The organism is Ignavibacteriota bacterium (assembly GCA_016707525.1).
In the GTDB taxonomy this organism is placed as follows: domain Bacteria; phylum Bacteroidota; class Ignavibacteria; order UBA10030; family UBA6906; genus JAGDMK01.
This window is the reverse complement of sequence record JADJHP010000008.1, coordinates 89,107-109,995: the sequence shown is the minus strand read 5'-3', so window position 1 is coordinate 109,995 and position 20,889 is coordinate 89,107. Positions and strand designations below refer to the sequence as shown.

The window sequence follows — 20,889 nt, the reverse complement described above, 5'->3', positions numbered from 1 at the left end:
ATGCAAGTCTATCTTGATCTCGTGGAACGCGTCCTCGCCAATGGCGTGCGCAAGACCAACCGCACCGGCGTGGACACGATCTCCAGTTTTGCGGAGCACTACACCGTGGACCTGTCCGCGGGCTATCCGCTCCTGACCACCAAGAAGGTGAACTTCCCATCGATGCTGTACGAGGTACTGTGGTATCTTTCGGGTGAAGACCATATCAGGAATTTGCGCCAGCACACGAAGATCTGGGACGCCTGGGCGGATGAGAACGGGAACCTGGACACGGCATACGGGCGGTACTGGCGGCGTTTCCCGAGTGCCCGCTGGAACCCGGACACGAAGGCGTATGAAGTGGAAGAGATCGATCAGATCGGCAAGGTGGTGGAGTTGATGAAGAACGATCCGCATTCCCGCCGCATGGTCGTCACAGCGTGGGAACCGGGCAACGCCTTTGGCAGCAAACTCCCCCCGTGCCACTACTCGTTCGTCTTCAATGTGTCGGGAGGGAAGGTGAACTGCCACCTGACCCAGCGTTCGGGCGACATCGCGCTCGGGATCCCCTTCAACCTGGCCGCGTATTCGCTGATCACGCATATCCTTGCCCGCGAAGCAGGGCTGAGGGTCGGTCTGTTCAGTCACACGATCGTTGATGCCCACGTGTACGTGAATCATGTGGACGGGCTGCGTGAGCAGTTGAAGCGCTCGCCCCGTGCGCTGCCGTCCATCGAGATCGCCGCGAAGCCGATGCATGAACTCACGTTCGAAGACTTCACGCTCTCCGGATACGACCCCCATCCCGGCATCAAATTCGCGGTGGCGGTGTGAAACTGGCTCTCATCGCAGCCGTTGGCCGGAACCGCGCCATCGGCAAGAACGGCATCATGCCGTGGCACATCTCCGAAGACCTCAAGCGGTTCAAGCGGATCACAAAAGGGCACACCGTGCTCATGGGGCGGAAGACATGGGACTCCCTTGGCAAACCTCTGGTCGACCGGCGGAATGTCGTGATCACGCGCAGGAACATCCCCGGAGTCGAGACCTATGCATCCGTTGACGCGGCCCTGGAAGCGTTGAAGGGTGAGGGTGTGGTATTCGTGATCGGCGGGGGCGAGGTGTACAGGCAGCTGCTGCCGAAAGCGGACCGGCTCTACCTGACGGTGGTGGACCAGGAACCGGATGCCGACACGTATTTTCCCGCCTATGCCCATCTGCTGGGCACCGTCTTCACTCTTGTGTCCCGTGAAGAGCATGAGGGGTACAGGTTTGAGGACTACGTGAGAGGGTGAAGAGGAGGAGCAACGAAGAGCGGAAGATGTGGGGGAAGAGAGGCACAAGGCTGAGCCGGAAAATGGCAAAGGGAAAAAAGGCAGGAGATCGATATCCCGCTCTGCCTTCTTTCCCTTTTGCTTTTGTCGCTGCCCTGAGAGACTATCTGCTCTTATCGGGGTACGGCGGCGGCGGCGGTATCACCACCGGATGTTTCTTCATCTCTTCCTTCACCACCGCGATCGCCCGGTCGAGCTGCTCATCCTGACCGGCATATTCTTTCGCCGGATCGTTGTCCACGATGATGTCCGGATCCACGCCGTGCCCTTCCATGATCCATTCCTTGCCCGCCACATCGTAGCGTGAGAATTCGGGCCTGTTCAGCGTTCCTCCATCGAGCAACGGAAGCGATCCGCGAATGCCCACCACACCGCCCCAGGACCGCTTGCCGATCACCGGTCCGAGTTTGTGGGTCTTGAACCGGTACGCGACGATGTCCCCGTCCGACGCGGAGAATTCATTCAGCAGAAGGACCTTCGGGCCGGGAATGATACCGCCCGGATCGAATGATGGGCTGCCGTTGCGTGCGATATCGATCATGGCGATCTCGCGGCGGAGCCGTTCGATGATCTGCGGCGAGACGTTGCCACCGCCGTTGCCACGCGCGTCCACGATGAGCGCCTCTTTGCCGACCTGCGGATAAAAATACTTCGCGAACTCATTGAGTCCGGGCACGCCCATGTCGGGGATGTGCACATAGCCCACCTTGCCATCCGTGGACGCCGACACCGTTTCGATATTCTTCTGGACCCAGTTGTAATAGTACAGCTGCTGTTCGCTGGCCGTAGGAACGACAACGGTGGTCCAGCTTCCTTCGGTGGACGGTTTGCTGTTGAGCGTAAGGGTGACCTGCTTGTCGGCCGTGTTGATGAGCGACTCGTAGATGTCCTTCATGTCGCGCGTGGACCGACCGTTCACCGCGATGATGAAGTCGCCTTCGTGCGCACGGACGCCGATCTCGGTGAGCGGGGATCGCAGCGCACGGTCCCAATTCTGGCCTTTCAGGATCCTGACGATCTTCGGGTACCCCGAGGCGCCGTCGCGTTCGAGCGTTGCACCAAGCAGACCGGTCGGGATGCGCTCGGGCTTCGGGTAGTCGCCCCCCCCGACGTACGCATGCCCGATGTTCAGCTCACCGATCATCTCGCCGATGATGTACGTCAGGTCCGTCCGGTGATTCACGTATGGCAGCAATTGCTCATAGGTCTTGCGGATCCCTGCCCAATCGACCCCGTGGAGGTTGGGCGCGAACAGGAAGTCGCGCATCTGGCGCCAGCTCTCGGCGAAGATCTGGTTCCATTCCGCCCGGCGGTCGAGCCGTACCTTCATGTCGCCGAGGTTGAGCCGCTCCTTCATATCGATCTTGGCAGACGGGAGGTCGATGATCGCATAGCCACCATCGGCACCGACGATCATCTTCTTGCCATCCGCCGAGATCTCGAATCCACCGACCGTGCCCAGTTCTGTTTCCTTCTCCTTCTCGAAATTGTACACGAGCAGGACCGGGCGTTCATCCCTGCGGCCGGCACGGACATAGAACAACTTGTCGCCGACGGACTGCAGGTTGCGGTAGTTGGCGGCCTTGACGGGCAGAACGGCGATGCGCGTGCCGATCCCGTCGGGGTCGACCTTCACCACCACGGCGGAGTCTTTCTTTTTCTTGTCGGCTTCCTCTTTCTTTGCCGGTTCCTTCTTCTCTTCCTTGATCTTCACTTCGTCGCTTTTCGGTGCGAAGGGCGATGGGGTGTCGGCGGCGAGGGTCACCAGATAGATCTGGGACATGTCGAGGTAGACGTGGTTGAATTCGGTCTGCCCGTACGTCGGGTTGAATGTGCGTGCCGAGACGAAGAAGAGGTATTTGCCATCGGCGCTGAAGACCGGCTCGCCGGAGCTGAACCAGCCGTCCGTCACTTCGTGCGTCGTCCCTTTCTCAACGGAATAGAGCTGGATGGTCGTCATCCGTTTCTCTTCGGGACGTGCGAATGCGATCCATTTGCTGTCGGGCGACCAGGAGTAGTCTGTGAATTCCCAGTCCTTCGATCGGGCGACGACCGTCACGGCTTTGGTATCGACGTCCACGAACTGGAGCCGCTGTTTCTTGTCGGCCCAGAGGATCTTCTTGCTGTCGGGTGACCATGCGATCTGGTACTTGTACGTATCGCCGCCTTTGGAGAGCTGGATGGCCGGGCCGCTGCCGTCCTGCGGCACGATATAGATCTCATCCTCACCTGTCGCATCGCTTACGTACGCGATCCACCTGCCGTCGGGCGACCATTTCGAGTTACGTTCGTGAACACCCGGTGTGGCGGTCAGGTTGCGGGTGGGACCGTGTTCCGCAGGCACCGTGAAGACATCACCGCGCGCACCGAAGAGTCCGCGGCTGCCGTCCGGTGCGATCTCGAAATTCGTGACCTCTTTGCTGACATCGCGGAGGCCGCCGCGGCCGCTGTCGAAGTCTTCTTTGATCGCGACCGGAACCTTCTTGACGGCTTCCGTCGCGAGGTCCAGCGTGTAGAGGGAGCCTCCGTTCTCGAAGACGATGGCGGTGTTCCCCAATGACGGGAACTTCACGTCGAATTCTGTGAACTGTGTCAGCTTCTTCGTCTCGCGTGTGGCGGTATCATACACATAGAGGTTCAGCCGTTTGCGTTCGTCGCGATCCGAAGCAAAATAGATCCTGGTCCCCGACCACATCGGGATGATGTCCTGGGCCGGATCATTGGTGACGTTCGTTGTGGTCTTTGTTGCAAAGTCGTGGATCCAGATATCGTCCGCCTGTCCACCGCGGTAGCGTTTCCATGTGCGGAACTCGCGGAACACCCGGTTGTAGGCCATGCTCTTGCCATCGGGGGAGAACGAACAGAACCCTCCGCGGGGAAGCGGGAGTTGTGTTGAGGGGCCGCCGGTGCGGCTGACGCTGAAGAGCTGGCCGATGAAGTCGTTGGGTTCGATCATGCGTGAACGGTAGACGACGGTATTGTTGTCGCGCCAGGCCATCACGATGTTGTTGGGGCCCATCCGGTCGGAGACGTCGTCGCGTCCGAGGGTGGCGGTCACGGTCAGACGCCGCGGGATCCCTCCCTCGGCCGGCATGAGATACACTTCGGTGTTGCCGTCATATTGTCCCGTGAAGGCGATCTCCTTCCCATCGGGGGAGAAACGGGCGAACATCTCGTACCCGATGTCCGATGTGAGGCGGCGTGCAACGCCGCCAGCCGCAGGCACGGTGAACAGGTCGCCGCCGTACGTGAAGACGATGCGGTCGTTGTGGATCGCCGGGAAGCGAAGCAAGCGGGTCTCATCCTGTGCGACCGTCAGAGAGACGCAGAGTGTGAGGACGCCGGAAAGGAGGAAGAGTATGCGGGACATACGGTGGTCCTTATACCGTGAGTACGACGGATAGTAAAATGCTGTGGTTCCCCCCGAAACCGGACACATCAAATGAGGCAACATATATGTACGGGCGGAAGGGGGGGAAAGTTGCGGAAACGGCAGCGCCGTGGAGCCCGGGGGGGCGTCCACGGCGCAGATCTATAATAGAAGAGCGATGTTACTTCTTCTTCGGGGCCTTTGCTGCTTTTGTGGGCCGTGCGGCCTGTGCTGCTTTGGTCGGGCTCAGGGCTGCACGAACGCTCTCATTCGCGATCGCGCCCTCCCGCGTGATGCATGCGCCAACGGTCACCTCATCCTCGAAGTTCGGCGTGGACGCCCCTTTCGGGAACAGGGTGGCGAAGAGATTCGTGACGTTCTTGGAGTACATCAAGCTGGCATCGGACGGGATGGTCGCGGGGAGGTTCACTGCTCCGACGATCGCGACACCCTGGTGATGGACGACTTCGCCGGCCTGTGTGAGTTCGCAGTTGCCGCCCTGCTCCGCGGCCAGGTCCACGATCACCGTGCCGGGGCGCATCGCGCCAAGCATCGCCTTTGTGATCAGGAGTGGTGCGCGCTTGCCGAAGACCTGGGCCGTACAGATCACCACATCCACTTTCGGGAGGCGTGCGGCGATCGCTTCCTGTTCCTTTTTGAGGAACTCGGCTGACATTTCCTTCGCGTAACCGCCCTTCGTCTCCGCATCCGCGGGCATCTCCATCTCCACGAATGTTGCGCCGAGGCTCTTCACCTGATCCTTCACGGCGGGGCGGGGGTCGAAGGCTTCCACTTTTGCGCCGAGACGTTTCGCCGTAGCGATCGCCTGAAGGCCCGCGACGCCGGCACCGAGGATGAGCACCGTTGCCGGCGGGATCGTGCCGGCGGCGGTCATAAGGAGCGGGAACATCTTCCCGAGGTGTTCGGTCGCAAGGAGGACCGCTTTGTACCCGGCGATCGTCGCCATCGAGCTGAGGGCATCCATGCTCTGGGCACGGGTGATGCGCGGAACGTATTCCATGGCGAAGGCGGTGATCTTCTTCTTCTCGAAGGCCTTGACCAGGTCCGGATTCGCCAGCGGGGCCATGTAACCGATGTATGTCGTGCCCTCGCGGAGGAGATCCGCCTCGCTCTTGCCCCGCGCGCCGGTTGTGGCCGGGGGTTGGACCTTGAAGATGATGTCCGCCTCTTTGTACACCGATGCAGCCGTCTTTACGACCCTGGCTCCGGCTTTTGCATACAGATCGTCCGCCAGCCCGGAAGCGGTTCCGGCGCCTGTTTCGAAGATGACCTCGTGCGTATCCCGAATAAGAGCAGGGAGGAGGGCCGGGATGAGAGCCACCCGTGTTTCACCTGGGCGGGTTTCCTTCAGGATACCGATTTTCATGCGCCTCGCTGCCTTTCCGGATATGAAACGGTGTGTTGGATCGCATGGAGAGAGTGGGGCATGGTACAAAAAAAACTGCTCTTCGGCAAGCAAAGGCAGGAACCAGGACGGCCCGGCGGCGGTTTGATAAGTGTGACGGTTTCGGTATATTGCTTATGCTTTGGAGAGCACGTATGGCAAAACAGGTACAACGGCCTCAAAAAACCTTCTGTACGGAATGCGGGACGGACCTCGACGATTTCTGGCTTTCCCCCGGGTCAGCCAACTACGAGGACATCCTGAAGCACCACCTTGAATGCCAGCGCGAAGGTCGGTTCAAAGGAACCATGTGTTCAAAATTGTTCATCGTTGACGGCGGTACTCCGGACACGACCAAAGCAACGCCCCCGGTATCGCCCCGGAAGCGCTCCGCCTTGAAGAAGTCCATCCTGAGCAAGATCGCCAAAGAGGAGAAAAAGAACGGCGGCCAGTGACCCTAGCGTGTCGTATGCCAATGGGTGACCTTCCACTCCCCGCCCTTTTCGCGGCTCCAGGCGATCGTATGCCAGCGCTGCCCTCCCTTTTTCGCATCCCCTGTCCCGAGAACAAGCAGTGCTGATGTCCCATCATCCGCGATCGTTGCCTTCATGAACGACCGCTGACGCTTCGTTTCCCCTGCAAAACACTTCCCCTTTTCCTTCCCGAACAACGCTTCATGCAGGCTCACGAACCGGGCACCATCCACGAGATAGGCTTCCGGATGGATCGTTGCCCGGGCCGACTGGTCGCCGGAGAAGATCATGTCCACCTTTTTCAAGAACTCCTCGGCCTGGTGGGATCCTTGGGGCGCGCCACGCTGTGACCGGTCCGTGCCTTCCTTATCGGCCAATTTGAACTTGAAGGGCAGCGTGATCCAGACGGCCACAGGTCTGCCGTCCTTCAGTGCTGGAGAGAAGACCCATTGGCGTGCTGCCGTGATGCTGGCCTGATCGAAGTACTCGTTCTCTGACTGCAGGATCTCCACCTGGGCTGGCCGCCCCGCAGTGTCCACCAGGATCTTGACCCACACCTTCCCTTCGCTTCCTTTTGCCAGTGCATCGTGCGGATAGACGGGCTCCACTCGTTTGATGACGGCGGGTTGTACATCGACAAGGACATTGTCCGGGACCTGCTGCTGTCCCGTTGTCTTTCCACCCGGCGCAACGACCTGGGCGACATCCTGGGCACCTTCCTGGGCGATCCCGACCGATGAGCAGGCGATGATGCTTGCTCCGATGAGGCCGATGATGATCTTCATGGTAGTTTCCTTCTATTGAACACGTGAAGAGGAATGATCCGGCACGCCTTCCACTTCCACTGCCGGCATGCTCATGATATACATGACCTGTTGTTCTCCGGCGGTCGCCGGTGTTGTTTTCAGCCACAGAACGGATGCAAGGATCGTTATGGAGGCGATCAGCAGCGCAAGAGCGAATGCCGGGGCCGGTATGGTGAAGCGCTGCGTCCAGACCGTTCGCAACCGCGATACCCGCGCAGCCGGCGCAGCATGAAGCCGGCGAATGCGGCGGTCCAGGCGCTCGGGCACCTCCGGTGCAGGTGCCGCGGCAAGGCGGGTCCGGATCAGGGACATCGCCGCGAAGGACCGTCTGCATGATGCGCATGCGCCAAGGTGCGCGAAGAGTTCTGCGCATGCAGTATCGCTCAGCGCGCCGTCGATGTAGGCACTCAATGCTTCTTCATAATGCTCACAGGTGTTCATCGTATCCGCTCCTTCTGCGATCCGGCCATCAGCCCTGCCAGTGCCTGCCGTGCTTTGAACAATCTTGACTTCACCGCACTCTCCGTGGACCCGGTGATCATGGCGATCTCTGCGTAGTGCATCTCTTCAAACTCCCGGAGCATGAGGACCTCCCGGTACTCCGGCCGGAGCGCCTCCAGCATCAGGTGAACAACGGTATCGCGTTCGGCCCGTTCGAGGATGTCATGTGGCGTTGATGGGTCCAGGACCTCCTCCGCCTCCGCCAGAGGCATCGGTGCTGCCCGGCGCGTCACCATGTAGATCTCGTTGCGGGCAACCCGGAACAGCCACGGCTTGAGCGATTCCGGCCTCAGGATACCGGTGTGCTGGCGGGCGAGCTTGACGAAGGTATCATGGACGGCATCTTCGGCGCGGGCAGTATCCCTGACCATACGCAGACAGAATCTGAAGAGGGGGACACGGTAGCGAACGTAGATCTCGCCCAGCGACCGCGTATCGCCCCGGAGGAGCCGCTCCAGAAGCTGTGCGTCTGTTGCCATATCCATGGGCATATCCGTGGCCTGAGATCCGTGCTTTCCTTTAAGATGCACAAGCATCCGGAAAGTTGCTGAGGGGGCAATAAAAAAACCGGGGCCGTGGGCCCCGGTTTCATGAACGATCCCGGCTGGTTGGAAGCTACTTGCGCTTCGACCCTTCGGGCAGGTACATCTTCTGTGTATAGTCCACCACCATCCGGTCCGTATTGAAGACCGGGACAAGGGAGGCCATGGCATGGCGGACGCGTTTCAGCCAATTGTGGGGAATGCCGTCCTTCCCGCGGTCGTAGAAGAGCGGGATGACCTGGTTCTCGAGCACGGCGCGCAGCGAAGCGGCATCGAGATCGTCCTGCAGTTGGTCCGAACTCGCTGTTGTATCCTCGCCGATCTTCCAGCCATTCTCTCCATCGTACGCTTCACGCCACCATCCGTCCATGGTGCTGAGGTTCAGGCCTCCATGCATCATGACCTTCATGCCGCTGGTACCGCAGGCTTCCATCGGCCGGCGCGGTGTGTTGAGCCAGACGTCGGCGCCTGATACGAGGTATTTCGCGACGTTGATGTCGTAGTCCTCGACGAACACCACACGGCCGAAGAGGTCCACGCGTTTCGTGATGTTGATGATCTCCTGGATGAAATGCTTGCCGGCATCATCCCGTGGATGTGCCTTTCCTGCGAAGATGATCTGGACCGGCTTCTCTTTATCCGTGAGCACCTTGATGGCCCAGCCGAGGTCCCTGAACAGGAGGGGCGCACGCTTGTATGTGGCGAAGCGGCGTGCGAACCCGATCGTGAACACATCCGGCGACAGGATGTTGTCGTACATTGCCACGTCATTCGTGTTGTGGCGCAGGTTCTGTTCCCGCAGGCGCCGGCGTGCGAATTCCACGAGCTCGCGGCGCAATGCCGTGCGCAGCCCCCACAGTTCTGCGTCGGAGAGCTTCTTGGATTCGAGGGTCTCCTTCCAGTATTTTCCGTCGCGGAACTTCTCGATCCACTTCGGGCCGAGCTGGGTGGACCAGAACTGCGATGCGGTCGGAGATGTCCAGCCGGTGATGTGGACGCCATTGGTGACCGCCCCGATCGGCACCTTACTGACCTGGATGTCGGGGTACAGGTCTTTCCACATCTCCTGGCTCACCCGGCCATGCAACTCGCTCACGCCGTTCGCCACGCGGCACATCTTGAGCGCGAGGACCGTCATCGTGAACCCTTCGCCGGGGCTTTCCTGGTGGACGCGGCCATAGGCCATCATATCGTCGATGGACATTCCCATGCTGGACGCGAACGGGCCGAGATGCGCTTCCATCAGTCCGCGGTCGAACTTGTCGTGGCCGGCCGGTACAGGAGTGTGGGTCGTGAACACGCAGTGCTTCTTGACGAACGCCTGTGCTTCCACGAGGGGCTTTTTCGCCTGCAGTTGCTCGCGCAAGAGTTCCAGCGTCAGGAATGCTGAGTGTCCCTCGTTCATGTGGAAGATCGAGGGGTTGATACCGAGTTTGCGCATCAGCCGCACACCGCCGATGCCGAGCAGGATCTCCTGCCCGATGCGGTTCACCTGATCGCCCCCGTAGACGTGGGCGGAGAGATCGCGGTAGAACTGGCTGTTCTGCGGCAGGTTGGTGTCGAGCAGAAAGAGTGTCACGCGTCCGACCCCAACTGCCCAGGCCTGGAAGTCAACATTTGTATTGCCGATCGGCACGCTGCAGATGATCCGGTTCCCCTTCTTGTCGTTCACCGGGCGGAGCGGCAGCCGGGCAGGATCGAAGGTCGGGTAGAATTCCTGCTGCCACCCCTCGTTGCTGGTCTGCTGGCGGAAGTATCCCTGACGGTAGAAGATGCTGATGCCGTAGAGGGGGAGGCCGAGGTCGCTGGCGGATTTCGCGTGGTCGCCGGCAAGGATGCCGAGGCCGCCGGAGTAAATGCGGAGGCTTTCATGCAAGCCGAACTCGGCGCTGAAATACGCAACGGGGGCATGCTTCAGGGCTGTTGCGTGTTTGTCGGCCCAGGTGCCCTTGGGTTTCATGTAATCACGGTAACTTTTGCAGACCGCTGCAACCCGGGTAAAGAAATCCGGATTCTGCAGTCGACCTTTGAGCTCCGGTCCGGAGATCCAGTTCATCACCTCCACGGCATTGTGGTTGGTGTCTTCCCAGAAGAAGGGGGAGAGCTCCTGAAATATCCGCTGTGCGGCTGGATTCCATGAATGCCACAGGTTGTAGGCGAGTTCATGAAGATCCTGGATCGCTTGATCGATCTGCTTCTCGGATACCTTTTTGAGTGCCACGGGCTGTCTGACTCCTCAGTTGTGAAGAAGGAAAAATATAGGGAATTGGCCCAAAAAATTCAATGATGACACCTGGGTGACAGTCAGCAATATTGACTGAAGCTGGAACATTGCACAATAATAGCCAGAGTCAGACGTAGAAAGATTCCCGATTTCTGGTTGAACTGGCCAAATTTCAATCATTTTGGCGATTCTCGCCGCGTGTTTCTTCCCGGGGCGTCGAATCTTGATGTAGTATTGCAAAGGGTATGCCGCATGATGGGATACACAGCGTGGGCTGTTGGCGAAGCAGTCTTGGAAGCGATTCCAAAAGGCACACCCGGGAGGCCGTCTCCTTTTCCGTTCCCCTGCCTCCCGGGTGTCCTGCTCACAGCTTCCCCCCGATCGGTGCTACCGCAGTCTGAAGTTGAAGGGTACGGTGATCCATACGGCAACGGGGCCGTTGTTCATGTACGCGGGAGTGAACAGGAAGCCGCGGGCTGCTTCGAGAGCAGCATCGTTCAAACAGTCGGCCGACGACCGCACGACCGCTGCCTCATGCACATGGCCATCCTTCCCGATGAGCATCTGCACAACGACACGTCCTTCGATCCCTGCCCTGACAGCAAGGGGCGGGTACGTCGGTGTGACGCGTGTGATGATCTCAGGGATCTTCTCCACCGCTTCGAACGGCACCGGTGTCTCGTCGCCCGGACCCGGCATTGTGATGATGCCTGTTCCTGCTCCTGAGCCCTCACCCGCTCCGTTGGCGATCGGGTCCACCTGCAACGCCATCTGCTCCTGGGTCGCAAGCTCTTTCTCCGGATCTGCCTTCTCATCCGGGACTGCAACAGGATTCGCGCGCTCGCTGTGAATACGCGGTGTCCCAGCCGTGGCAGGTGGAGGCGTCGTGATACCCGGGATCCGCGGGTCAAGACGGATCCGCGGATCGATCGTGAGAGGACGCATGGTGATATTCCTCACGTCGGTCCCGACATGGAACAGATCCAGGTGGAACGCACTGAGGATCATTGAGTGGATCGCGAGCGAGATGATGAACCCGGTGACCCAGAACCGCTGGGCCGATTCCTTCAGTTCGATCGCTCCGTACCGGATAGCCGTGGCAGCCATGATCGCCTCCTGAGTTGTGTGGGATTCTCACCCATGCAGAGTACAAAGGACGTGCCATGACAGAACGCAGATATCCCACGCTGTTCGCACAGCAGGGACCGTCACATCATGCAGAATTCCATCGGCAGGTTATCATAAAGCGGGGAAGAGGACGCAAGTGCAGGATCGTTGCGAAGATACGCGGCCGTGCAGAATGCACGGTGCACAACGGGAAACGTGCAGGATGCTCACTCCAGCAACGGTCCTGCCTGCGCTTCGTTTGGAACGCTCTCTGGTACCGGCACTACAGGATGCGGACAACACCCAGTGTGATGCGCACAGGCCGGGGTTCGTTGAGCCGCCAGGAAAGATCGGCACGCAGAATGTCGAAGATCCGATTGAACCCGAAGCCGATCTCCGAGAACCAGCCGGTCCTGAACGGATTCACGGTACGGCCGGTCGACCAAGTCCGTGCGGCGCCACCATGCATCAGGAACTCGATGTTATTCTCGTACAGGAACGGAATGCCCAGGGCAAGGAATGGCAACGCACGGAAGTTGTGCTCGGCGTGCACAGCGAGATAGCCGGTTCCGCCGTACTCTTTCACGTCCATGCTGCGCATGACCCCTGACGGTCCGTAGCCGCTGGACGAAGATTCGATGTTGAACAGGCGCTGGATGGGTACCTGTGTTCCGCGGAGATCGCCTGCGGAGACCATCAGCGTGAGGTCCGGACGGAAGAGAAGGCCCGGTGCGAACGTCGGGATCACCAGTGTGCCATGTGCTTCGTAGCGCGTGAAGTCGTACGAACTCGAGAGGAGTGCCGGGGTCGAATGTTCGACGGACAATTCCAGCGCGTTGGTTCTGATCATGTCAAGCGGCACGGGCGGGTTACCGATGCGTGCCCGGACCTGGAATCCCCGGAGGGTACCCTCCGGCACACGGGGGTTTTCCCGGTAGGAACGCGAGCGCGCGAACAGCGAAAACGATGTCCTGTTCCCCACGGCGCGATGGTCCTCATTGATGAGGGAAAGCTGCGCCGTCAGCCTTCGTCCGGAGGAAAACCGTACGAAGCCCTTCCATCCTTCGGCTTCGTGATAGTCATGGTAATCGTTCCGTGAGAGGAGGGACGTGACCGAGTTTGCGATCGTGCCATAGTCGTCGCCGCCAGGGCGGTGGTCCGTCGTCCGGTAGATCTCCGCGCCGAACCCGAGATGGTGTGCGGCGGAGGTAAATACCGTTACGCCCAGGCGATACTTCGTGCGTTTGTCCGAGAGCCCGTACGCGAATCCAGCGTCGATCCCGAGGAGTGGCAGGATGCGCTCGTTCTCGTACTTCACGCCGAGGTGGAATCCCTCCACACGGTTGAAGGAGAGATCCAGGAATGAGAGCACGGAAGCCGCGGTTCCGCCATCGCCGCCGATGGTGGCCGAGATACCGCCCGGCCGGAACTGAACGGCCAGTGTCCTGGTGCTGTCCAGCGATGCGTAGGCGATCTTTTCTTCGGGGGAGAGAGGGAGGACGTCGTTCGCTTTCCAGAACGTCGAATCGAGTCGGACAGCCGATGAATCCACGGTAAGGCGTGGGCGGCGGAAGATGCTGTCCGGCAGGGATGGATTGATGGCATAGTCGGACAGGATCGAGGACTGTTGGAAGCCGATGGCCGGGAAGGAGAAGCCGGCAACACTGATCTTCGCGTGTCCATCGATCCGGATATCCGCCGGCAACCAGAACTCTTCCTGTTCCAGGGAGAACTGCTGACGATAGCGGACCTTCAGCGACTTGACGAACGGGATCGCGAACACTTCATTGGGGACCACATCGACGCCCATCAGAGCATAGGAAACATCGGCGATGCGGATGGTGCCGTTGAACATCGGCGTGGTGCGGCTCCGGGGTGTCATCTGGATGACATAGATATCGTGCCCCCGGTTCTTCTCCGTGCGCAGGAGCTTGTACGCGTAGTAGTCGAGCGCATCGACGGAAGTGGGGCCGACAAAGGTATAGCCGAGGAAACGGACGTCATCCTCGTTGAAATTGACGATCTGGCCGACAGAGGCGAAGTTGAAGGAGCTTTTCACGTTCTCGGTTTGTCGCCGTTGTTTCACCACCTCGCGAAGCGTATCGCCCTGTTGCCAGTACACGGTGGTGAAGGACTCGGTGATACTGGCGATGCTGGTATCGCGGAGAAGGACCTGCCGTGTGAATCCGTTGGACTGGAACGAGGTGAGCCGGCTGATCCATGCCCTCTTTGCGGCGATAGCCCGCCGGATGATCTCCACCGCCGGATCCTCCGATGTGACGAGGACCTCGGGGAGGACGATATCGGAGGGATCGAGCAGAACGTCGTGGCGGATGTCGCCGTGGATAGAGACCAGGGATGTATCGGGGCGGTACCCGAGCATGCGGACGACCACCCGATAGTTGCCCGGTTCGAGCTGCAGTGCATAGCCGCCGGCGCTGCCGGTGATGGTGCCGCGCGATGAATTCAGGATACGGACATGAGCAGCGGGAAGGGGTTCACCCGTTGTGCGGTCGGCGATCCGCCCGTGCAACGCATGACGTTCTTCGCCCGTGGCAGACACGGTGATACAGAGAAGGAGCAGGGATATCTGCCACGTCACGGGCGTACCGTTATCGCTTTCCGTTCAGTGGTGTGCCCGGGGGATTCGACGTGCGTGCCGGGCCGGATGCCTGGTCCCACATGCGCCGCTCGATGGCAGTGCGTGTTGCATCGCGTTCTGCCTTCAGCCGGGCAAGGCGGTCCTCGTCGCTCATCCGTTGAGGTGTTCTGGCGACAGCAGCGATGCCATCCGTGCGGTATTTCTCCCATGCAGGGAGGACCGATTGTTCGCACGAGATCACGCGTGGGTCGAGAGGGTCGATGAGATACGCCTCCATGAGGGAGTCGAAGGCGAGAGCACTCTGTCCGTTCGTGAGGTACTGCTGTGCAGCGGTGGTGAGTTTCGCGATGAGCGAACCTTGATCGCCATAGAGCGGCGAGCCGGCCCGTGCGGTCGGCGGCGGTGCGAAATTCGATCCGATGGTCACGCCCAGCGGATTCTTGTTCAGTGATCCGTCTCTGCTCTTCATTCCTGTTCTCCCTACGGATGTGCTCTTCACCAAGATACAACCATGGGCATGGGAAGTCAAGGGCAGACATCACCCTTCTTGGACATCAAGGAAGAGTTGAGTACCTTGATACCATGACACCTCCCATAGTCATTATCGGCGCCGGCGGCGCCGGCATTATAGCTGCATGGAAAGCATCTGCATGTGGCGCATCTGTGATCATACTCGAGCGGAATGGCCGCGCGGGGACCAAGATCCTCATTTCCGGCGGCGGAAAATGCAATATCACGCATGCAGGCACGCGGGATGATGTTCTTCGTGCATTCATTCCTGCCGAAGCACGCTTCCTGAAGCCGGCGATGCACCGCTTCACGAATGATGATATTGTCAAACTGCTGAACGATAAGGGGATTAGCACAGAGACCAGAGAAAATGGTCGAGTGTTCCCCATGTATGGTATGGCAAAAGACGTCATGCGTGTTCTCAATGGATTGCTTGACCACGAGCGCATTCGCGTGCGGCACCATACGCGCGTCAACGGCATCCAGGCCGTGGATGGCGCAGTTACCGGTGTCCTCTGCGACGATGGCGTGATCCCGGCCAGCCAGGTCATCCTTGCAACGGGGGGATCGTCCTACCCGAAGACCGGCACGACAGGCGACGGATATCGATGGGCCGCATCCCTGGGTCACACGGTCGTGCCCCTGCGGGCTGCATTGGCGCCGATACAGGTGCAGCCGGCTCTTCCCCGGGCCTGGCAGGGGATCTCGTTCCGTGACTGCCGTCTTTCCGCGGTGCAGAACGGAAAGCGTCTCGCCGCATGGGACGGCGACGTCCTCTTCACCCACGAAGGGTTGTCGGGGCCGTGCGCGCTGGAGATCAGCAGGGCAGCCGCGGCAGCGCAGGAGAAGGCACCCGTCTCGATCGTGGCAGACCTCTTTCCCGGCCTTGAGTTCGAACACCTGGACCATGAATTGGGCCGCGTCGTGCAGGAGCACAGGCAGCGTGCCATTGGTACGGTCCTGGATGCATGGCTTCCGAACCGCCTTGTGGATGCATTCCTGGGGGGATCGATGTAGACCCTCAGACGCGTGGCCACGTGCTCACACGGGATGCGCGAAGGGCGATCGTACGAAGGTTGAAGGAGTGGCCGCTGGGCCGGGTAGCACATGTGCCGATCGAGCGGGGAGAGGTCACGGCGGGCGGGATCGCATTGAACGAAGTGGATCCCCGCACGATGCGGTCACGGATCGTGAAAGGACTGTATCCCTGTGGCGAGGTGCTCGACATCGCCGGGCCGATCGGGGGATACAACCTGCAGGCGGCGTTCTCGACCGGCTACGTTGCCGGAGAGACCGCCGCCCTTGATCACAACGAATTCTGATATCAGATATCTGATATCTGAATTGCTTTTACCTCAGGAGAAGCATCCTGCCTGTGCTCGTATAGTTGCTGCCGCCCCGGGCACGGAGGACATAGTAGTACACACCGCTCGACAATCCCGCCGCATCGAATTGCACGTTGTACGACCCCGCCGGATGAACCCCCTGGGCAAGCCGCGTGACCTCACGGCCGAGCACGTCATAGACCGAGAGGCTGATCTCGGACTGTGCGGCGAGGTCGAAGCGGATCGTCGTTGAAGGATTGAACGGGTTCGGGTAATTCGCAAAGAGCCTCGAGTGTTGCGGCACGCCTGTCCCTTCTTCGACCCCCGTCGGGAATGAACCGGTGAGGATGAAGTCCACGTTGTCGACCGCGTAGGTGGAGTATGGAACGGTGACGGGCGACTGTACCAGATTGAACCGGAATCTGTCCACGAACAGCGTCAGTGTTCCGGCGGACAACGCATCGATGGCATAGTGTCCGGCCGGATCGCTCAGGCCGTATCCCGCAAGGCGTCCGTCACCCATGCGCGCGGTGATCCGCACACCGGCCAGCGGCGCCTGACTGGCATTCACAACGCGCCCGCTGATACGTGTGAGGCCATCGCCCTGCAATTGTGCCAGCGTGATGCGCAGGGAGACAGGCGCACCGTTCACCACGACCGTATCGGCGTCCACCCATGACACGACACCGGTGGTGTTGGCCTTGTAGTACGCCGAACCATAGTCGCTGTACGGGACCGCAAGCACCGTGTACGTGTCGGCCGGTACGAAGTTATACATGAATCCACCGACGGAATCCGAGTACACGAACACCGGCGCGACTTCGTTGCCGGATTTCGGACGGGGGAAGAGGATGATGCGTGCGGGGATCTGGCTCCCGCTTTCATCCGTGATCGTCCCCTGGATGGTGCCGGCGCTGTTCCCGCGAGGGGCAAGACTGAAATTGATCCCGGTGGTGTCGTCCTGCACGTACAGGATCGTTGCCTGCGTGGGGTCGGTCGTATTGCTGAAGATCTCAGGAATGTAGCCGTCCTTCGCGGCCAGCGCCATGTAGGGCCGTCCGCTGAGGACCTGCGCGAAATACTTTCCCTGGAGGTTGGTGTTTCCCATCCACACCACGCCCCGGGCGTAGCCGATACCGGGGATGTTCCGTGCTTCATCGCCTATGCCGGGTGTTGCGCCGGTGATCGCACCGGCCGCGTTCATCTCCTGGATCGGACGCACCAGTGCAACCGCGGCGCCCGCGAGCGGGGTCCCGCTGGCATCGGTCACGATGCCACTGACATAGGAAAAGGACTGTCCACCGAGAGCGGCAAGGGTAAAATTCGCCCGGATGGTGTCGCCCGCGACGAGTTGTACGGGATTCGCATTCTCCGGCAGGATGGCATCGTCATACCATTCAGGCTGATGCTGGGGGCCCGCGATGGATATCGATGCCTCTTCAGCCCGGATCAGGTAGGTGCCGGTGTCGAGCGGCGCGGCATACTGACCCGTGGCATCGGTCCCCGTCTCCAACAGCCTGTTCGTTGCCAGAAGGACCTTGAAGAAACGGATGCGCACTTTGGGGATGGGCAGGCCGGTGTTCTGATCCACCACCTTGCCGGTGATCACACCGCGTGCGACGGTCGGCAGTGCGTATGCGCGGACGGCCGCCACGTTGCTTCTTCCGCTTTCCCTGAGGGTGCTATCGACGAAGACGGTAGAGGTGACGTAGTACTGGTACTGCGTTCCCGGGGTGACCGCCCGGTCTTCGAACTTGTTCCCCTGGGTCACGCCGATCCATTGGAACGACAGCGTGTCGCCGATGGAGCGGTACACCCGGAAGAATGTGGAAGAAGTGGTCGAGGACGCGTTCCAGAAAAGCAGGATGCGGCTCGGGATCTCTGCGGGGGACTGTGCCACAAGGTTCGCAGGCGTGACCGGACTCTGCGCAAGGGTCAGGGCACTTGCCGCGGTTGCCAGCAGGAGGATGGCGAAGAGTCTTCTCATGGCACGATCTCCACAGAGTCGGTATACTTCTCGTGTGCAACAGGATCAACCCGCCAGAAGGCCGGGAACGCGCGAGGATGTATCAAGGTACGGAAAACAGTGACGCAAAGGGTGGTGGTCCACCCTTTGCGCCTCTCCCGCACTGCATCCTCTCCTCTTCCTGCATCTCTCTCGTAACGTCCGTGTTCGTTCCTTGCCGGGCGGACGAGCGGCGTCACCTCACCAACAGCATTTTCTGCACCGAACGATACGTCGACCGTCCATCGGCCGCATGCACGGTCAACTGGTAGAAATACACCCCGCTCGCAACGCTCACGCCGGTGCGGTCGGTGGCATTCCAGACAATGGATGCCCGGCCGGAGGCCATGGTGCCGTTCACCAGTGTCGCGATCTCCTGCCCGAGCATAGTGAAGACGGACAGTTTCACGTGTCCGGCCTGCGGCATATCGAACGAGATCGTTGTGCTGGGGTTGAACGGGTTCGGATAGTTCTGATGCAGGGCGAACGCCGATGGCATCGATGTGGATCCGCTCACGTCCGTCGGGGTCTCGGTCTGCATCGTGAAGTCCACATTGTTCACTTCGAAAGAACTCACCGGCAGACTCACGCTCTTGTCTGCGCCGGTGTAACCGGCCGCATCCACCGTCAACGTTGTCACACCGGACGGAACTCCCTCGATGGTGTAGGAACCAAGGTTGTCCGTGAGTGTGCTGCCGACCACGACGCCGGCCATGGTCGCAAGGATGCGTGCGCCGGGAAGGGGTTTGCCGCCCGCGAAGATATGGCCACGGACACGGACCAGCCCGATGGAATTCACCTGGACGACGCCGATGTCGATCCCCGACACGTCACCGCTCACCGTTACGGTATCGGCCTTTGCCATATGCATCACGCCATACGCGCCTGCTTTGTAGAAGGCCGGTGCGAATTTCCCGAGTGGCACGGCCAGGACGAAATACTTTCCGGCACGCACGTTCCCGATCGTGTATGCCCCCATCGAGTCCGTATGGCCAACGCGGTGCAGGGGGAGTACCGGCAGGAACCGGTGGGCGGGGAAGAGGACGATGATCGATGGAACACCGGTGCCCGCGGAATCGCGGACCACGCCGCTGATGCTGTTGTGAATGACGGGATTCGGCGTCAGCGAGAAATCGATGCCGGTGACATTGCCCGTGACCTTGATGATGTCTGCAAGGAGCGGGGTTGGTTGATCGTTGTAGTACTCGTTGATGTATCCCCACTTCGCAGCCATGACGATATACGCCCGGCCGGCGATCACCTGCGCCGCATACCGCCCCAGAGAATCCGTGAGGCCTTTCCACATGACACCGCGGCAGTACCCGATGCCTTCCACATCCATGGATTCGTTGTCGTTGAGTCCTGCACCGAGTGTGAGCGAGGATGCGCTCGTGAGATCCTGCAGGGTACGCATGATCACCACGGTTGCACGGCGCAGGGGAGCGCCCATGGTATCGGTGACCGTTCCTTCAATGCTCGCGAAGGTTGGCGGGACGGGTTTGGCGAGCTGGAAGTTCGCTTCGACCGTTGCACCATCCGCGACCACGACCGGTGTGGCCATGGAGGCATCGGTGACATTGTCGTACCACTCCATGATGTAGTCGATCACGGACATGCGGAGCGACTCGGTCTTCAGAAGATACGTTCCGGTATCGACCTTCATCGCATACACGCCGAGCGAGTCCGTCATGGCCACTGGCATCAGTTTCGTGATGCTGTTCCCTTTGCGAAAGGAGCGGACCATCATACCCGCGAGCGGCTTCCCTGTCGTCTCGTCGGTGATCTTGCCGGTAATGATGCCCTTCGGCACCGTCGGGATCAGGACCCGGCTGAGTCCGAAGTTCGCTTCCGTTGAAGCATTGGCGGTCACCTGCACCGGATTCGCGGTGGAGAAATCCTTCTTGTTGTCGTACCATTCACCGGCGTACGGCGGGGGTGAGGGCGGCATCCACGGTGCAGGTTCCACGCGGAGTTTGTATGATCCAGTATCCAGTTTCACGATGTAGGTCCCGAGGCTGTCTGTCACCGCGAAGGGCAGGGCGATCGTTGCCTGGATCGTCGGACGGAGCGGCGTGATGAGGATGCGTGCGCCGGGGATCGGTGCGCCGGTGGAGTCGTCCGTGACCTTTCCCGCGATAGCGCCCACCGGGCGGTCGATCGTGCCACCGATCTTGATCATAGCAATGTTGCTCGGTGCGCTCTGCAGCGGGTTCGTGCTGTTGCTCATCCCGAGCGACGTCACGTAGTAATAGTAGACATGTCCGGTGCGGACGGCATGGTCCACATAGATGGTGGCATTGACCATTGCCAGTTTCTGGAAATGTGTCGAGTCATCGACGGACCGATAGATCAGGAAGCCCCACGTGCCGGAAGGCACGCCCCATGCGAGTTTGACAGCCGGAGCCGCATCGGGGGTCAACGATGCAGTGAGATTCGTCGGGACCGGCGGCGTGGCGACCTGGCCGAAGCCGGACGCGAGCATCGCGAGCACCAGCACTGCAGTATAGAGTATGCGAGACGTCATCTTTCCCTCCTCATGATAGCCTGTCTGAACGAACGTCCGCGGGCCCTCGCCCGTCAGCGTGGGAATAATATAGGGGCGGGGTGAGGGAACGACAATACCACAAATATGGTATTTGTTAAGAATGAGCCAAGAATGACATGTGAGAGGTGAATGCGGGTTGAGGTATGCAACGAAAAGCGGGA

Annotated in this window: 16 protein-coding genes; 5 read left to right on the top strand and 11 right to left on the bottom strand. The window is 60.2% G+C overall.

Annotation, left to right across the window (positions count from 1 at the left end; translation table 11 throughout):
• Together thyA and IPI01_13515 are read left to right on the top strand one after the other, a co-directional pair.
• Complete coding sequence (thyA, locus tag IPI01_13520) at positions 1–813, top strand: thymidylate synthase (protein ID MBK7258788.1); 813 nt, start codon at positions 1–3, stop codon at positions 811–813.
• On the top strand, positions 810–1,274 hold the full coding sequence (locus tag IPI01_13515; GenBank protein MBK7258787.1) for a dihydrofolate reductase: 465 nt from the start codon (positions 810–812) through the stop codon (positions 1,272–1,274). The genes thyA and IPI01_13515 overlap by 4 nt, the downstream gene beginning before the upstream one ends.
• A gap of 142 nt (positions 1,275–1,416) precedes the next feature.
• On the opposite strand, the gene IPI01_13510 is transcribed toward IPI01_13515, so the two are convergent.
• Together IPI01_13510 and IPI01_13505 are read right to left on the bottom strand one after the other, a co-directional pair.
• Positions 1,417–4,683, bottom strand: a complete 3,267-nt coding sequence (locus IPI01_13510) for a PD40 domain-containing protein (protein MBK7258786.1) — start codon at positions 4,681–4,683, stop codon at positions 1,417–1,419.
• Positions 4,684–4,864: 181 nt separating this feature from the next.
• A complete protein-coding gene (locus IPI01_13505) occupies positions 4,865–6,070 on the bottom strand; it encodes a Re/Si-specific NAD(P)(+) transhydrogenase subunit alpha (protein MBK7258785.1) in 1,206 nt (401 codons plus the stop codon).
• Positions 6,071–6,243: 173 nt separating this feature from the next.
• Here IPI01_13505 and IPI01_13500 point away from each other — a divergent pair, with 173 nt between their 5' ends.
• A complete protein-coding gene (locus IPI01_13500) occupies positions 6,244–6,543 on the top strand; it encodes a hypothetical protein (protein ID MBK7258784.1) in 300 nt (99 codons plus the stop codon).
• 2 nt (positions 6,544–6,545) lie between these two features.
• Here the strand turns inward: IPI01_13500 and IPI01_13495 are convergent, their stop codons facing one another.
• The 7 genes from IPI01_13495 to IPI01_13465 form a co-directional block, all read right to left on the bottom strand.
• The gene (locus IPI01_13495) at positions 6,546–7,346 is read right to left on the bottom strand and encodes an energy transducer TonB (GenBank protein ID MBK7258783.1); all 801 of its coding nucleotides are present in this window, start codon (positions 7,344–7,346) and stop codon (positions 6,546–6,548) included.
• 12 nt (positions 7,347–7,358) lie between these two features.
• Positions 7,359–7,808, bottom strand: a complete 450-nt coding sequence (locus IPI01_13490) for a zf-HC2 domain-containing protein (GenBank protein ID MBK7258782.1) — start codon at positions 7,806–7,808, stop codon at positions 7,359–7,361.
• Entirely contained in the window at positions 7,805–8,353 is a 549-nt protein-coding gene (locus IPI01_13485) for an RNA polymerase sigma factor (protein ID MBK7258781.1), read from the bottom strand. Before IPI01_13485 ends, IPI01_13490 begins: the two co-directional genes overlap by 4 nt.
• Positions 8,354–8,483: 130 nt before the next feature.
• On the bottom strand, positions 8,484–10,601 hold the full coding sequence (gene glgP / locus IPI01_13480; protein ID MBK7258780.1) for an alpha-glucan family phosphorylase: 2,118 nt from the start codon (positions 10,599–10,601) through the stop codon (positions 8,484–8,486).
• A gap of 420 nt (positions 10,602–11,021) precedes the next feature.
• On the bottom strand, positions 11,022–11,741 hold the full coding sequence (locus tag IPI01_13475) for an energy transducer TonB (GenBank protein ID MBK7258779.1): 720 nt from the start codon (positions 11,739–11,741) through the stop codon (positions 11,022–11,024).
• A gap of 283 nt (positions 11,742–12,024) precedes the next feature.
• Positions 12,025–14,343 (bottom strand): carboxypeptidase-like regulatory domain-containing protein, encoded by a 2,319-nt coding sequence (locus tag IPI01_13470; protein ID MBK7258778.1) that lies wholly within the window; start codon positions 14,341–14,343, stop codon positions 12,025–12,027.
• Positions 14,344–14,353: 10 nt separating this feature from the next.
• Positions 14,354–14,812, bottom strand: a complete 459-nt coding sequence (locus IPI01_13465; GenBank protein ID MBK7258777.1) for a hypothetical protein — start codon at positions 14,810–14,812, stop codon at positions 14,354–14,356.
• Positions 14,813–14,925: 113 nt separating this feature from the next.
• On the opposite strand from IPI01_13465, the gene IPI01_13460 reads away from it, so the two are divergent.
• Together IPI01_13460 and IPI01_13455 are read left to right on the top strand one after the other, a co-directional pair.
• Complete coding sequence (locus IPI01_13460; GenBank protein MBK7258776.1) at positions 14,926–15,870, top strand: aminoacetone oxidase family FAD-binding enzyme; 945 nt, start codon at positions 14,926–14,928, stop codon at positions 15,868–15,870.
• Between the two features lie 20 nt (positions 15,871–15,890).
• Positions 15,891–16,175, top strand: coding sequence for an NAD(P)/FAD-dependent oxidoreductase (locus tag IPI01_13455; protein ID MBK7258775.1), 285 nt, complete (start codon positions 15,891–15,893; stop codon positions 16,173–16,175).
• A gap of 28 nt (positions 16,176–16,203) precedes the next feature.
• Here IPI01_13455 and IPI01_13450 read toward each other — a convergent pair whose 3' ends face one another.
• Positions 16,204–18,165: a carboxypeptidase regulatory-like domain-containing protein gene (locus IPI01_13450; GenBank protein ID MBK7258774.1), complete on the bottom strand. Its 1,962-nt coding sequence runs from the start codon at positions 18,163–18,165 to the stop codon at positions 16,204–16,206.
• A 214-nt stretch (positions 18,166–18,379) separates the two neighbouring features.
• Complete coding sequence (locus IPI01_13445; protein ID MBK7258773.1) at positions 18,380–20,707, bottom strand: carboxypeptidase regulatory-like domain-containing protein; 2,328 nt, start codon at positions 20,705–20,707, stop codon at positions 18,380–18,382.
• Positions 20,708–20,889: the final 182 nt, after the last annotated feature.

Excerpts from the sequence above, each read along its gene's own strand:
- IPI01_13485 (MBK7258781.1), bottom strand. The coding sequence starts at position 8,353 with ATGGATATGGCAACAGACGCACAGCTTCTGGAGCGGCTCCTCCGGGGC.
- IPI01_13500 (MBK7258784.1), top strand. The coding sequence starts at position 6,244 with ATGGCAAAACAGGTACAACGGCCTCAAAAAACCTTCTGTACGGAATGC.
- IPI01_13445 (MBK7258773.1), bottom strand. The coding sequence starts at position 20,707 with ATGACGTCTCGCATACTCTATACTGCAGTGCTGGTGCTCGCGATGCTC.
- IPI01_13465 (MBK7258777.1), bottom strand. The coding sequence starts at position 14,812 with ATGAAGAGCAGAGACGGATCACTGAACAAGAATCCGCTGGGCGTGACC.
- IPI01_13475 (MBK7258779.1), bottom strand. The coding sequence starts at position 11,741 with ATGGCTGCCACGGCTATCCGGTACGGAGCGATCGAACTGAAGGAATCG.
- IPI01_13495 (MBK7258783.1), bottom strand. The coding sequence starts at position 7,346 with ATGAAGATCATCATCGGCCTCATCGGAGCAAGCATCATCGCCTGCTCA.
- IPI01_13490 (MBK7258782.1), bottom strand. The coding sequence starts at position 7,808 with ATGAACACCTGTGAGCATTATGAAGAAGCATTGAGTGCCTACATCGAC.
- IPI01_13510 (MBK7258786.1), bottom strand. The coding sequence starts at position 4,683 with ATGTCCCGCATACTCTTCCTCCTTTCCGGCGTCCTCACACTCTGCGTC.
- IPI01_13450 (MBK7258774.1), bottom strand. The coding sequence starts at position 18,165 with ATGAGAAGACTCTTCGCCATCCTCCTGCTGGCAACCGCGGCAAGTGCC.
- IPI01_13505 (MBK7258785.1), bottom strand. The coding sequence starts at position 6,070 with ATGAAAATCGGTATCCTGAAGGAAACCCGCCCAGGTGAAACACGGGTG.
- IPI01_13460 (MBK7258776.1), top strand. The coding sequence starts at position 14,926 with ATGACACCTCCCATAGTCATTATCGGCGCCGGCGGCGCCGGCATTATA.
- thyA (MBK7258788.1), top strand. The coding sequence starts at position 1 with ATGCAAGTCTATCTTGATCTCGTGGAACGCGTCCTCGCCAATGGCGTG.